Source organism: Geomicrobium halophilum (assembly GCF_014207655.1).
Lineage (GTDB): Bacteria > Bacillota > Bacilli > Bacillales > Marinococcaceae > Geomicrobium > Geomicrobium halophilum.
The window spans coordinates 858,625-872,254 of sequence record NZ_JACHHJ010000001.1; the positions used below are offsets into that span (position 1 = coordinate 858,625).

Annotated in this window: 19 protein-coding genes; 16 read left to right on the top strand and 3 right to left on the bottom strand. The window is 43.3% G+C overall.

What is annotated here, in order from left to right; genetic code table 11:
* The first annotated feature begins 68 nt into the window (after positions 1 to 68).
* The gene (gene mntR, locus HNR44_RS04230; protein ID WP_184402848.1) at positions 69 to 488 is read left to right on the top strand and encodes a transcriptional regulator MntR; all 420 of its coding nucleotides are present in this window, start codon (positions 69 to 71) and stop codon (positions 486 to 488) included.
* A 170-nt stretch (positions 489 to 658) separates the two neighbouring features.
* Here the strand turns inward: mntR and HNR44_RS04235 are convergent, their stop codons facing one another.
* On the bottom strand, positions 659 to 796 hold the full coding sequence (locus HNR44_RS04235) for a YjcZ family sporulation protein (protein WP_184402849.1): 138 nt from the start codon (positions 794 to 796) through the stop codon (positions 659 to 661).
* A gap of 189 nt (positions 797 to 985) precedes the next feature.
* Between HNR44_RS04235 and HNR44_RS04240 the strand changes: the two genes are divergently transcribed.
* From HNR44_RS04240 to HNR44_RS04250, 3 genes are all read left to right on the top strand, one after another.
* Positions 986 to 1,192 (top strand): hypothetical protein, encoded by a 207-nt coding sequence (locus HNR44_RS04240; protein WP_184402850.1) that lies wholly within the window; start codon positions 986 to 988, stop codon positions 1,190 to 1,192.
* Positions 1,193 to 1,410: 218 nt separating this feature from the next.
* Entirely contained in the window at positions 1,411 to 1,950 is a 540-nt protein-coding gene (locus HNR44_RS04245; protein WP_184402851.1) for a spore coat protein, read from the top strand.
* A gap of 455 nt (positions 1,951 to 2,405) precedes the next feature.
* Positions 2,406 to 3,290 carry a patatin-like phospholipase family protein gene (locus tag HNR44_RS04250; RefSeq protein WP_184402852.1) on the top strand — a complete coding sequence of 295 codons (885 nt, stop codon included), beginning with the start codon at positions 2,406 to 2,408 and terminating at the stop codon, positions 3,288 to 3,290.
* A gap of 43 nt (positions 3,291 to 3,333) precedes the next feature.
* Here the strand turns inward: HNR44_RS04250 and HNR44_RS04255 are convergent, their stop codons facing one another.
* Both HNR44_RS04255 and HNR44_RS04260 read right to left on the bottom strand, forming a co-directional pair.
* Complete coding sequence (locus HNR44_RS04255; RefSeq protein ID WP_184402854.1) at positions 3,334 to 3,648, bottom strand: SA1362 family protein; 315 nt, start codon at positions 3,646 to 3,648, stop codon at positions 3,334 to 3,336.
* 21 nt (positions 3,649 to 3,669) lie between these two features.
* A complete protein-coding gene (locus HNR44_RS04260; protein ID WP_184402856.1) occupies positions 3,670 to 4,623 on the bottom strand; it encodes a DUF1385 domain-containing protein in 954 nt (317 codons plus the stop codon).
* 140 nt (positions 4,624 to 4,763) lie between these two features.
* Between HNR44_RS04260 and HNR44_RS04265 the strand changes: the two genes are divergently transcribed.
* From HNR44_RS04265 to HNR44_RS04320, 12 genes are all read left to right on the top strand, one after another.
* Complete coding sequence (locus HNR44_RS04265) at positions 4,764 to 5,240, top strand: YqhR family membrane protein (RefSeq protein WP_184402858.1); 477 nt, start codon at positions 4,764 to 4,766, stop codon at positions 5,238 to 5,240.
* 69 nt (positions 5,241 to 5,309) lie between these two features.
* Positions 5,310 to 6,377 (top strand): M24 family metallopeptidase, encoded by a 1,068-nt coding sequence (locus HNR44_RS04270; RefSeq protein WP_184402859.1) that lies wholly within the window; start codon positions 5,310 to 5,312, stop codon positions 6,375 to 6,377.
* A 16-nt stretch (positions 6,378 to 6,393) separates the two neighbouring features.
* Positions 6,394 to 6,951 (top strand): elongation factor P, encoded by a 558-nt coding sequence (gene efp, locus HNR44_RS04275; protein ID WP_184402860.1) that lies wholly within the window; start codon positions 6,394 to 6,396, stop codon positions 6,949 to 6,951.
* Between the two features lie 329 nt (positions 6,952 to 7,280).
* Positions 7,281 to 8,207, top strand: a complete 927-nt coding sequence (gene spoIIIAA / locus HNR44_RS04280; protein WP_184402861.1) for a stage III sporulation protein AA — start codon at positions 7,281 to 7,283, stop codon at positions 8,205 to 8,207.
* Entirely contained in the window at positions 8,204 to 8,716 is a 513-nt protein-coding gene (gene spoIIIAB, locus HNR44_RS04285; RefSeq protein ID WP_184402862.1) for a stage III sporulation protein SpoIIIAB, read from the top strand. Before spoIIIAA ends, spoIIIAB begins: the two co-directional genes overlap by 4 nt.
* Before the next feature lie 55 nt (positions 8,717 to 8,771).
* On the top strand, positions 8,772 to 8,978 hold the full coding sequence (spoIIIAC, locus tag HNR44_RS04290) for a stage III sporulation protein AC (protein WP_184402863.1): 207 nt from the start codon (positions 8,772 to 8,774) through the stop codon (positions 8,976 to 8,978).
* A 4-nt stretch (positions 8,979 to 8,982) separates the two neighbouring features.
* Complete coding sequence (gene spoIIIAD / locus HNR44_RS04295) at positions 8,983 to 9,378, top strand: stage III sporulation protein AD (RefSeq protein ID WP_184402864.1); 396 nt, start codon at positions 8,983 to 8,985, stop codon at positions 9,376 to 9,378.
* A gap of 14 nt (positions 9,379 to 9,392) precedes the next feature.
* Positions 9,393 to 10,637: a stage III sporulation protein AE gene (spoIIIAE, locus tag HNR44_RS04300; protein WP_246406975.1), complete on the top strand. Its 1,245-nt coding sequence runs from the start codon at positions 9,393 to 9,395 to the stop codon at positions 10,635 to 10,637.
* Between the two features lie 27 nt (positions 10,638 to 10,664).
* Positions 10,665 to 11,267 carry a stage III sporulation protein AF gene (gene spoIIIAF / locus HNR44_RS04305; protein ID WP_343069418.1) on the top strand — a complete coding sequence of 201 codons (603 nt, stop codon included), beginning with the start codon at positions 10,665 to 10,667 and terminating at the stop codon, positions 11,265 to 11,267.
* Positions 11,264 to 11,908: a stage III sporulation protein AG gene (spoIIIAG, locus tag HNR44_RS04310; RefSeq protein WP_184402866.1), complete on the top strand. Its 645-nt coding sequence runs from the start codon at positions 11,264 to 11,266 to the stop codon at positions 11,906 to 11,908. Before spoIIIAF ends, spoIIIAG begins: the two co-directional genes overlap by 4 nt.
* Before the next feature lie 16 nt (positions 11,909 to 11,924).
* Positions 11,925 to 12,635 carry a SpoIIIAH-like family protein gene (locus HNR44_RS04315; protein ID WP_184402867.1) on the top strand — a complete coding sequence of 237 codons (711 nt, stop codon included), beginning with the start codon at positions 11,925 to 11,927 and terminating at the stop codon, positions 12,633 to 12,635.
* A 612-nt stretch (positions 12,636 to 13,247) separates the two neighbouring features.
* Positions 13,248 to 13,619: a hypothetical protein gene (locus HNR44_RS04320; protein WP_184402868.1), complete on the top strand. Its 372-nt coding sequence runs from the start codon at positions 13,248 to 13,250 to the stop codon at positions 13,617 to 13,619.
* Positions 13,620 to 13,630: the final 11 nt, after the last annotated feature.

Genomic DNA, 13,630 nt, shown 5'->3' on the forward strand with positions numbered 1-13,630 from the left:
TAAGTGCATAATCAACGACCTGACCGTTTGTGTCGCTCGATCGGCATGAAAAAATTGGAGGAGTTTAGATGGCGGCGACGGCTAGTATGGAAGATTATCTGGAATGTATCTATCAACTGATTGAAGAGAAGGGCTATGCCCGGGTATCAGATATTGCAGACACGCTTGAAGTGCATCCATCTTCAGTAACGAAAATGGTTCAAAAACTTGATAAAAGCGAATATCTTGTCTATGAAAAATATAGAGGTCTGGTATTAACAGCGAAAGGCAATAAAATTGGCAAACGACTCGTCTATCGCCATGAATTGCTAGAAGAATTTTTACATATGATTGGCGTTGATGATACTTATATTTATCGCGATGTCGAAGGAATTGAACATCACCTGAGTTGGGATGCGATTGATCGGATCGGGGATCTCGTTCAGTATTTTAATGAAGATAAGAGTCGTCTAGAAACATTACAGGAACATCATAAAACTACAGAATAAGCAAAATCGAGGCAGCTATCTTGTCGCTTTTTTTACAATTGTATGCCGAGACATACTGGACCTTTGCTTAAACTCAAGGGCTTCCTCAACTTAAAAACAACCCGTACTCCTTAAAAGAGATACGGGTTGTTTTTTATTACGGACGGGATTGCATTTTCAGGAACGAAGAATTAACAAAATCCTCCGCCATAACCATATCCTCCGTGACCTCCACCGTACGCAGAGCCGACGATGATCAGAAGGATAAATAAAACCACAAGAAGCGCAAATCCTCCGCCAAAGCCATATCCACCTTTTCCAGCTGACATGTTATCTTCCTCCTTTCATTAGTAGGGTATGCGGGGAAAAAAGATAATGTTTGGGCTTCAGGCTCAGTCGAGGCAACATATTTCGGGGTGAAAGGCACCTATTTTCCACCCTTCCCCCTCATCTCCCCAGACAAATGGTGGTGCAGGCGCATATGATATGAGGAATTCTAATGGATAGGAGGAATTTCTATGGAAATGCAAAATCTCATGAATCTGTTGGTGGAGCGTGTATTAGCGAAGCACAATATAACGAAGGATTCTGTGAACCTTTCAGAAGAAGAAAGCAAGCGTCTTCGTGAGATTGTCAGAAATATTGAAAAAGAGGCAAATGAGTTCCTGAATGATCAAACGACGACGGTTACAGAAGATGAAAATACGGACTCAAATTCGGATTAAAGAAAAAAAATAGGTGGAATGAGTAGCAAAAACTTGTTAGAGGGTGTTTACAAAGCGTGATAAACTTCCTCGAAAAAGAAAATCACTGTTTCTTTTTCGAGGAATTGAACACCCACTTGTAATAAAAATAAACGATTTTATCATGTAACTCAGTCCACGCAAATGAGAGATGATTGTCATACAGTGTAGTAAGACAACAAAAAGGAGGTAAAAAATCAATGCATTTAGGTCAAGATCGCTATTCTCGAAGAGGATTTCAAGATCAATGTTATCAAGATCAATGTTATCAAGATCAATGTTATCAAGATGATAAGCGCTGGAGTGCACTATACGATGGGAAGAACCAACATCCAATGGCGTGCTTCTCCAACGATGATGATATTACACAACAAGCGACTCAAGCCAATAAAACCATTCAAACTTCAGAAGATTTTATGATGATTAAAGACTCTTGCGATGTAACGGTCACGTCCACCGACACCCAAGCAGCTGTCAACTTGCAATTAGCCATACAAGCAGCGATAGTCTTAGTGGTTAGAATTGCTATTGGTAGTTCATCACAAGCAGAGGATATTACTCAAGAATTATTACAAACGTCGAAAATGAAACAAAGAACATCCCAGAAAACGATTGTGGAAAATTCCAGAAATATCGATGTCTCTTCAACTGATACGCAAATTGCGTTGAACATTCAAGTCTTGGTTCAACTGTTAGTTGCCATCGTCGTAGCCTTGGATATCCTGAGTGCGAGCGCTTAATCGGAACATGTAAGACTAAATGGACTATGCCAGGCATATGGTTTGGCATAGTTTCCTTTTTAGTAGTGACAAAAAGCGATTATCATGCAAAATTTACTGCAAATGGGCAATGAATACTCAGGTATCGAACCCGTGGGTGGTCTTGGATATACTTAAGATATTCATAAGGGGGCTAAAGTGGAACCCTTAAATTAGAAACGATGCTAGCCCGTGAAAGGGGCTGGCATCGTTTTGTGATGAAACGAAGGCAAACAAACGAACTTCATGAGTGAGGGATCTAGCTACAACTGGATAGAAATGTACGACATTAGGGTGATCACGTGAGTAGGCTCAGGCATGTTAAAAAAGTTTGAACCTAGATGTAAATCTGAAGAAAGCGCGACCTGTAATTACGTTGGACAACACGCAATCACTCCGCGCCTGCATATGGTAATGGTGTAGGAAGGTGATTAATCGTGTTGATTGATGGCGTGTTTGCAGGTGGGGGTGTAAAAGGATTCGCTTTTATCGGCGCACTTGAAGAATTAGAGCGAAGGAATTATCATTTCTCACGCCTCGCTGGAACGAGCGCAGGTGCGCTCATGGCAGCCCTCGTACAGGCGGGGTATACGAGTGGGGAATTGAAAGAGCTTATGGATGATTTGGATCTGCAAACATTTCTAGATCCGACCCCGATGACAAAGCATTTCCCTTTATTGCTTAAATGGCTCGGTGTGTATTGGGGGCTCGGTTTGTATAAAGGGGCTCAATTGGAAGAATGGGTAGGAGAAAAATTGGCAGCCAAAGGGATCCGGACATTTAGCGACTTAAAACCGCAATCGCTTCGGATCGTAGCGTCCGATTTAACCCGGGGACAGTTACTCGTTCTCCCTGATGATTTGCATGGTTACGGTATCATTCCGGAGACGTTTCCAATCGCCCGTGCTGTTCGCATGAGCTGCAGTTTACCGTTTTTCTTTCAGCCGGTCAGACTGTTTGATAAAAACGGGGAGGGAGCACTTATCGTTGATGGCGGAATTTTAAGCAATTTTCCAATGTGGCTGTTTCAAAAAGAAGAGCGAAGGAAACGTCCGGTGCTAGGATTTCAATTGAATCCTGAGCCTGATGAAACGAGGAATAAGATCGATAATGCCTTAGATCTTTACAGTTCTGTATTCGGTACCATGCAAAACGGCCGTGATTCTCGTTACGTCGAAAAGCATAAGCAGGATAACGTAGTATTTATACCTGTAGACAGGATCAAAACGACCTCTTTTTCTATTACGAATGAAGATCGGCTTAGGCTGATACGACTCGGACGACGGGCGACGGAAAGCTATTTACGAAGATGGAGCGGCTAATACGAATAAGAAACGGGAAACGTGAAGTACACGTCGCCCGTTTCTACTTTTTCTTACGGCCATCAACCACTTTTAAGTGAGACTTCCGTTTCTTTTTGTTTCGTTCCTCAGGTGCTTTTCCTTGTTGTTTCTGGCGTCCTTTACTTTGTTTTAGGGCTTTCCGGTAATTTTTGTCCATTCCGCTGCGTCTTGGCATAATCACTTTCGTCATTAAAAAGTAAAAACCGGCTGCGATGAGCGCAGCAATCATGAGTGTGAGGAAGAGTCCGCTTGGATTCGTAAATAACTGGTAAATGACCCCAATCACTGCCAATAACAAAATGACGAGAATGACTGGGTGACGGATCGAGTTGGACAAGTCATACACCTCTCTTAAAAATTAAACGATACGTCCGCCTACTTTTTCTTCGTCTTCGATCGCTTTTTCCCGTTCTAACATCTTTTCAAATGAGGAGATCGACACTTCTACTTGATCATCTTTAGGCTGTTTTGTTGTGAGCAATTGTAGCCATAAACCGGGCAATCCCAGCCATTTGAGAAATGGAATATCCCGTAGCTTGTTTGTGCCCTGCAATACTTCATAGGAGACCCCAAGGACAACAGGAATGAGCAAGAGACGATGGATGACACGCTCAATGATGTTATCAAAGGGAACGAGCAAATAAATCATCACGCCAATGATAACGGTAAAGAGCATAAAACTACTGCCGCAGCGGTAGTGAAGGCGGGAGTGTTCCTGTACATTGTCAACGGTTAATGCCTTTCCTGCTTCATAGGTGTTAATGACCTTGTGTTCGGCTCCGTGGTATTGAAAGACCCGTTTAATCAATGGAGTTAACGAAATCAGATAAATGTATCCGACGAGAATGATAAACTTGAAAAAACCTTCAAGTAGGTTTTGTGCCACATGCCCAGGAAAAGCAAACGCGAACATTTCTGCGATAAAAACCGGAATCGCCGTAAATAGAAAATTTCCGAATAAAAATGCGAATACGCCGACCGCGGCAACTCCGAAAAACATCGTCATTTTGGAACGATGCTCTTGCGGCTTAATCTCATCATCGTTGTCCGGATGAACGTCATAGCGATCTGAGGCGTAATTTAAATGTTTACTTCCGACTGCGGCAGCTTCGATTAAGGCAACGGTTCCACGTACAAAAGGAATTTTTTTTAGCTTTTGCAGGATAGGGCGGTTAACCTTACGCTCTTCATAATATTCAATGTTGTTATTTTTTCTCCGGATCGCAGAAACAGTGATACGCTTCCCTGCGAACATCACTCCTTCTATAATCGCTTGTCCGCCATACGCGGGTTTTTTGGGTTGTTCGCTCATACCTGACACCAGCCAATCTATGGTTATCCATTACCATTTTACACGAAGATACGCTGTATCTCCATCTTTTGTGTGTTGTTTCCAACATTTTTAGCATGATCGAAGTGGTAGAGGCTCATACTATCAAGCGAGGTGATCATATGGCAAGCAGACATAAAGAAGTAAAAGATTGGCCTTACGCTGTAAAAACGCTAGTTACAGGAATTGTCGGCGGTTTATTTTGGAGTCTCATTTGGTACTTAGCTTATTTTTTCAATTTCACAACGGTTGGGCCTGCTCTCTTTTGGATGGCTTGGTCCGTAGGGGATTGGAAAGAACAACCTGTTGGACAATGGACCGCTATAGGCATTTTATCGCTCGTTTCAATTATCATTACCTTTCTTTATCGCTATATTCTTGCTCGTGTGAGAGGGATGTGGATGGGCATTTTCTTTGGTGCGATTTTATGGTTTTTGATTTTTTTCGTTGCCAATCCTTTCATCATTGGACTTGAACCCTTGTTTGATATGGAAGGGACAACGATTGTCACCACGCTCTGCCTATTTATTTTGTATGGGCTCTTTATCGGCTATTCCATCTCTTATGAACACGAATTGCAACAATATGAGAGCAGTTAGGGAAGCAGTGGTTGCTAAAATATGCTAAAATGAGATAGCGTATATAGTAACAATTGGGGAGGGAAAGCTATGAATCGTTTCGAGGTTATACGTACGCAGTTTGAACAAAACGGCATCGATGCACTTCTCGTTGAAAGTCCTACAAACCGGCGTTACCTGACTGATTTTACAGGAACAGCTGGGGCTGTACTTCTGACGAGCGAAGATGCCTTTTTTATTACGGATTTTCGTTATGTTGAACAGGCAAAAAGTCAGTGCGAAGGTTTTAAAGTTGTTCAGCATGGAGGGGCGATGAGTGCCGAAATTAAAAAAATACTGGACAGTCATAACGTAAAATCCCTTGGATTTGAAAAAGCGTACACAAGTTTCCAAACGTATCAACTGTATCAGGAAACGTTTGATGCTGAGCTCGTTCCAGTTGCCGGTATCGTCGAAAACCTGCGTCTTTTTAAGAGTGAAAGCGAGCTGAAAACGATCAAAAAGGCATCTGAAATAGCAGATGCAGCGTTTTCGCATATATTGACATACATAAAGGCAGGTGTTCGCGAACGTGAGGTTGCCCATGAACTTGAATTTTTTATGCGGGAACAGGGAGCGGAATCCTCATCATTTGATATTATTGTAGCTTCTGGAGAACGTGGTGCACGACCTCACGGTGTGGCAAGTGATAAGAAAATCGAAAAAGGCGATCTCATCACAATGGATTTCGGCGCCTATTATAAAGGGTATTGTTCTGATATTACACGTACAGTGGCCCTCGGGGAGCCATCGGAGGAACTACGTCATATCTATGATACGGTTTTATCCGCTCAACTCAAAGCCGTAGAACAAATAAAAGCAGGAATGACGGGAATCGAAGCAGACGAAATTGCCCGGGAGATGATCAACGGTAAAGGTTATGAAGGGCATTTCGGTCACGGTCTCGGCCATGGGTTGGGAATGGAAGTTCATGAAGAACCGCGCTTGTCGCCGAAAGGTAATTTAGTTTTGGAACCGGGGATGGTTGTCACTGTTGAGCCTGGTGTCTACATACCAGGAAAAGGCGGCGTACGCATTGAAGATGATATCGTCATTACAGAAGATGGTAACGAACGGTTAACGACGTCGGATAAGGACTTAAAAATCATTGAAGCATAAAGGGTGAGTACAAAAAATGATATCGGTGAACGATTTTCGAACAGGCTTAACGATTGAAGTCGATAATGACATTTGGTCTGTTGTGGATTTCCAGCATGTCAAACCGGGAAAAGGGGCAGCCTTCGTACGTTCTAAACTACGTAGCCTGCGTACAGGAAACATTCAGGAAAAAACGTTTCGCGCTGGTGAAAAAGTGAATAGGGCACATATCGAAAAAAATCGTATGCAGTATTTATACGCAGATGGTAATGCACACGCATTTATGAATATGGAAACCTTTGATCAAATCGAGCTTACGGGAGATCAGATCCAGTATGAGCTTAACTTTTTAAAAGAAAATATGGAAGTACAAATCATTTCCTATGGAAATGAAACGCTAGGTGTTGAGCTTCCTCATTCTGTTGAATTAGCGGTAACTAAAACAGAACCTGGTATTAAAGGGAATACAGCATCGGGCGGGACAAAACCAGCGACGCTGGAAACAGGTTATACGGTGCAGGTTCCACTTTTTGTAAATGAAGGTGATGTTCTCGTCATTGACACTAGTGAAGGAAAATATACATCTCGAGCGTAGAAAGAAGCAAGGCTTCGGGTTTACCGAGGTCTTTTTTTGTGCTTTCATTCCGGCAACAACACACCGACTCCGTCCATTGTCTGTTCTTTTTAAAATACACTTTTAAGTATAGGTAATTGGCCGCTTGTTAGTGATAATTAAATTTCACATACCGTAATGTAATCAAAAGTATTAAAAAACTGAAAAATACTTAGTTATCCCTTTCTTATCTTGAGAACATTTTCTATTTGGGTTCTAAACTCCATGAGTAGACATACATTGTACAAGCAGACCTGAATAACGGGTTTGTTATACGATTACCATCAAGGGTCCGTTGGGGTTGATGATGTATGGCCTTCACAGAAGTAAAAAAGAGTAAAGTCGTTTCAGAGCGTACGATACTCGCTCTTATTCCTCAAAGGTTTCGGGAGAAGACAAGTGAAGCCCTTGAGAAAACAGAGCTTGAAGAAATTCGCTTGCGAGTCAACCGTCCCCCTGAGTTTATTTATCAATGGGGGCATCAATTCATGAAAAGTGACCCTTTTACTAAAAGTGAAGCCAGTTTCGTTATGAACCAGTTAAGTCAACATTCAGTGTATGCCTTTGAAGAAGAGCTTAGAAATGGTTTTCTTACGCTTTCAGGCGGTCACCGGGTGGGGTTGGGCGGTGAGACGGTCGTTGAAAAAGGACAAGTGAAGACGCTCAAGCATGTATGTTCTTTCAATATACGGATTGCCCGACAAATGAACGGGGTGGCTGAGCGATTTTTACCAGAATTGTTTCAGGAACAGTGGCGCAACGTTTTGATCGTCGGGCCTCCACAATCAGGAAAAACAACACTTTTACGCGATATCGCACGAACAGCTAGTTATGGTCATCCAACTAAAAAAATTCCCCCGCGGAAAGTGGCCATTGCAGATGAACGCTCAGAAATCGCGGCTGCTTTTGAAGGAATACCGCAGCATGATCTTGGTCCACGTACGGATGTGCTCGACCGCTGTCCGAAGGCAGAGGGGATGATGATGCTAGTAAGAGCAATGAGTCCCGATATTCTCATTGTTGATGAAATTGGTCATGAGCGGGATAAGGCTAGTTTGAAAGAAGCAATGAATGCTGGTGTAGCAGTGATCTGCAGCGCCCATGGGCGTTCGATGGAAGATATGCAAGAACGTCAACTTTTACGAACCGCATTAGGACGTCCGCTTTTTGACCGTATTCTTCTCCTCAATGAAAACAAGCACGGAACGCTCATCGTCCAAAGGAGTGTGCAAAAGTGAGATGGTTTGGCGCCATTTTCATCCTTCTTTCCATGACGGCTATTGGTTTTGAATGGGCACGCCGTCTGTCAGGACGATCACGGCAAATTCGGCAGTTAACGACGGCTTTGCAATTGCTTGAAGCTGAAGTCATGTATGGGCATACCCCTTTACCTGTGATTGCACGAAAACTAGAGCGGACCTTTAACCAACCGCTATCACTCTTATTTTCCACTTTTGCAAGTGATTTGGAACAGGAAAGTATTGATGTGAAAGAAGCCTGGGCAAAAAGTATTGAGGCCAACTGGTCATCAACAGCTTTACGCCATAAAGAGAAAGAAGCACTACTTCAATTTGGGCAAACGCTCGGACAACATGGGCGCGATGAACAGCAAAAATATATTCAATTGACACTGGCTCACTTACGTGCAGAAGAAGTGGAGGCCCGTGAAGAACAGCGAAAATATGAAAGGATGGCAAAATCACTCGGTTTTCTCGGAGGACTTTTGGCGATTATCGTCATCATCTGATAGTAACATACGATTAAGCGATTCACTGTTTGCGCTTCTGAAGGGGGGAAATGCGGTGGCATATGATGTGGATACGATTTTTCAAATTGCAGGAATCGGCATCGTTGTGGCTATGATTCATACTGTTCTTAAACAGATGGGGAAAGAGGACTGGGCGCATTGGGTAACATTGATCGGATTCGTCGTCGTTCTCTATATGGTGGCTACGATCGTCGATGATCTTTTCCAAAGAATTCGCAGCGTATTTCTCTTTATAGGGTAGTCCAATGTCGTTAGATATGATCCAAATCGTTGGATTTGGCTTGGTCTCTGCATTTTTAGCGATGATTGTTAAAGAACAGAAGCCGGCATTTGCTTTCCTTTTAACATTGTTTGTCGGTGCGATGATCTTTTTATTTCTTATTGACCATATCGTTACGGCTTTCCAACTGATTGAAACTTTAGCAAATCAAGCCAATATCAACATGGTTTATTTAGAGACGATGCTTAAAATTATCGGTATTGCTTATATTGCTGAATTTGGTGCACAAATTGCACGGGATGCCGAACAGGGTGCGATTGCACAAAAAATAGAGCTCGCCGGTAAAGTACTGATTGTCGTCATGGCAATCCCGATTTTCAACGTTTTAATCGAAACCGTCATTTCCTTGATTCCAGGGTGAAAGAGTGGGTCAATATGAAAATGCTTTGGGCAGTCTTGTGCATGAGCGTCATTTTTTTAATAGGGGGGGATCCCCCCCTTCTGTCCGCTGAAGATGGCGATGAAGGAATGGAGCAAGGGCTGCCCATCGAAAATGAAGAAACGGACGTAGAGCCATCTGCGGAGGATATGCTGGAAGAGCAAATGGACGAACAAATGGACAGGCTTGGCTTTTCAGAGATTGAATCGTTTTGGGAAGACATCCGCGGGGAGTATGAATCGTTTTTACCTGAAAGTCAGAGAGGGCAGCTGAATGACTTTATTTCAGGAGAACGCCAATTTGACCCCGTTGAATGGGGACAGGCACTTCTCCGCTTTATTTTGCATGAGATTACAGCCAATATCACCTTACTTGGCACCTTACTGCTTCTTACCGTTTTCACAATGGTGCTTAGGGCATTACAGAATGCTTTTGAACACGCAGCCGTCAGCCGAATTGCTTACAGTGTCTCATTTACGGTTCTGATTATTATTGCAATGAATAGCTTCTACGTTGCTATGTCTTACGCACAAGAAGCGGTACAAAACATGGTTCATTTTATGATTGCGCTTTTACCCATGTTGCTTGCTCTGCTTGCCATGACCGGCGCTGCATCTTCAGCTGCCCTGTTTCACCCGTTAATCGTCGTTCTTGTTAATACGAGTGGATTATTAATTGAACGTCTCGTATTGCCTTTATTATTCGTCTCTGCACTGATCAGTGTCATCAGCACAATGAGCGATAAGTTTCAATTGTCGAAACTTGCGACCCTTATTCGTAACGCGGCCATGGCTGTATTAGGCGCGTTTTTAACCGTATTTCTGGCTGCGATCTCTGTTCAGGGGGCAACGGCTGCTGTCACAGACGGGGTAACGGTAAGAACTGCCAAATATATTGCTGGCAACTTCGTACCTGTGGTCGGCCGGATGTTTACGGACGCCACTGATACGGTAATTGGTGCTTCGCTTTTATTAAAAAATACCGTAGGCGTTGTAGGACTTGGGATTCTTTTTACAATCATTGCCTTTCCTGCCCTCAAAATTCTAGCACTTGCGATTATCTTCCATTTATCTGCAGCCGTGATGCAGCCGTTGGGAGGAGGGCCGATCGGAACGTGCCTAAGTTTATTTGCAAAAACAGTCCTCTTCATGTTCGCAGCTGTTTCCGTCGTAAGCTTAATGTTTTTTCTAGCGATCACAATCATTATAACTTCCGGCAATTTATCATTAATGGTGAGGTGAGCACTCATCGATTATTTTAATGAATGGATTACGACGTTGATTGTTTTTTTACTGATCGCCGTCATTCTTGAATTGCTGTTGCCAACAGCAACGATGAAGCGATATGCCGACCTTGTTCTTGGCTTGATTATGATGATTCTCATCTTACAGCCGGTCTTTGATTTACTGAATCGAGATCCCTCTACATGGTTTGAGTGGGACGAGATTCAGGTCACGGAGGGGGTTGATAAAATGGAATCTGAAATTGATGAAAAGAAAAGTGAAATACAAGCCAGTCAAGATGCATATATTTCTGAACAAGTAGCTGCTCGTCTCAGTAGTGAAGCTGAACCTGTGTTGGAAGAGGACTTTGATCTTTTTCTTCAGGACATTGCCGTTTCAGATACTCCGGGCTTGGAAATTTTCGTAGAAGCCGGAGAAGAACCAGAAGAGCAAGAGCATGAGGAAGAAGAACCAAGTTCTGTACCACCTGTTGAAGAAGTTTCAACAAATACTACTGAGGCGCCAGATTCCACACGTCCTAACCAGGATAGTAGTAATACCGAGGAGGTGCGAGAACGTCTTGCTGAAATTTGGGAGGTCGATGAAAGTATTATTGACGTCAGCCTCGAGGAGGAGGGGGCTGAATGAGTGATTCGAATACACCAGAGAAACCGCCGTTTTCCAAATGGCTGCCTTCCGGTGATGGTCCACGAAAGATTCGCTGGTACTATTTAGGAGGATTACTAGTTGTTGGCTTCATCCTCATGTTTGTTGGTACGAATGGAGATGACGGAGAAGATCCTTCGCTCACTACAGAGACCGAAAACGAAGAAGAGGATCAGTCGACGTTTCTAAATAATAACGAGGACCGAAGAGGAAATCTTGGCGACCTTGCTGATCTAGAGCGTGCGTATGCAGGGGAAATGGAAGGGGCATTGGAATCGATTAACGGAGTTTCAAATGTTGAAATTGTCGTTAATCTAGAATCAACGGAAAGTAAAGTGTATGAAAAAGATACAAACATTCGCGAACAAACCACGGAAGAAACAGATACGGAGGGCGGCAACCGTACGCTCGAAGAAAGCACAAATGAGGAAACGACCGTGCTCGTACAAGAAGGGGACAGCGAAGAACCGCTTTTGATCAGAACAGAAAAGCCTGATGTCACCGGCGTCCTTGTCGTCGCCGAAGGTGTTGATCAACTCGATCGTAAAGAGTGGGTAATTGAAGCTGTTACACGCACCCTTGATGTCCCTGCCCATCGTGTATCGGTATTACCTAAACAGTAACGAAAGGATGAGTGATTTGGTTTTGAAAAAACAAACGGTTTGGCTTTTAACGATGTTAAGTCTTGTCGCAGTTCTCGGGGTTTATTTTTTCACGCCAGACGGTCCGACAACCAATGAAACGGCACTTGTTGATGAGGGGGAATCTCTTGAAGATTTTGAAGGCGAGCTTTGGGAACAATTTCTAGAAGAAAATCCAGATAGCGCTGTTGTTGTTGAAGAATGGGATGAAGAAGATGGTGACCCGGCAGAAGAGAGCAATGAAGAAGTTCCGGCACGAGAAGAAGATGAAGACCCACCTGCTGAAGAAGACCCGCCTGCAGACGAAGAATCAAGTGAAGACATTGAGGTCGCCGCTGACTCTTCTGATAGCAGTGACTGGTTCAGTGCCTTAAGGATCCAGCGTGAAGAGAATCGCAGCGAATCAAGGGAAGAATACACAAATACACTTGCCTCAAGTGAAGCGACAACTGAAGAAAAAAATGAAGCCCAAGAACAACGAGAAGAGCTGCAAGATACCGCCGATCTGGAGCAATCCTTAGAGCAACTCATCCAATCGCAAGGCTACAACGATGTCATCGTAATGGCTCAGGATGACGAAGTACGGATCCTCGTGGAGGCAGAAGAACTCTCCAGATCAGAAGTTGTAGAAATTAACCGATTGGCTAGTGAACAACTTGGCAACCAGCCTGTGGCTGTTGGTTATCATCATGAAGAAGGTGACGAATAGAAAATGGAGGACCCCGGGAGTGGGTCCTTCTTTGCTGTACCCAGTGTACAAGGTGGTGAAAATCTACTGCGGGTTTAGTAAATCTGACGTCGGCATGCCTGATTCAGTATTCTCAAGTTAAGAAGACACCATCCTCCCGGTACCTTTACAAAAAATGCTTTATTTTTTCGGCGAAGTTTTCCCGTAGGTTTTAAACACACACTTAAAGGATGAAATCACCCCATCTACGTGCTATAATCAACATAAGTTACAAATGGATGTAAAAGAGGGATGTTCAAAAAGTCCGGGAAAATAGCGGTCGTATTTCTTCGTCGACTTGCTTCTGCGCACCTCATGTATGAAAACCATATCCTCGAAAAAGAAACCCACTTTTTCGTCGTGCGAAGGAATACTTACGAAGCGGTCAGTTGGCGCTTTGCTCCTCGGAAAAGAATCCCCCTTTTCCTTCGTGAGAAGGGAATGCTTTCGTGGTGCAAGCAGGATGTTCGCAGCTACGTCTTCTCGAACGACTCGGTTTTTTTGTCCTCCTTTTTGAACACGCACTATAAGTGAAATTCGTACGTTGCGCATGTATTTTTCGATTGATACGGTAATAAGGAGAGTTCTTTGAAAATGGAATGGAATGATTTAACAGAAGGTGCAAAAGCAGTTCTGGAACAAACACGTAATCTAAAAAACGATCATATTCAAATTGTTGAATTTGAAGTTGGTTATGAGGAAGAGGTCTCAGAAGAGAATCCTCATCCGATTTCGATTCAAGAAGAAGATTACCAAAACCTCAAGAGGTTTACTGAAGAAAATGAGTATGAGGATCGCTATCATATGGCTCGTAACAAAAACATGGTAAAGATCATTTTATTAGAGGATAATAAGATTCCGGATAATTTATCGGAGTTCCCGGTTTTTCGGCAATATCGCATGGATCGTTTGCGGGAAGAACAGGCTAGGCTTGCCGAGGAATATAAGCAGGAAAAATCTGACTAGCAGGGGGCATT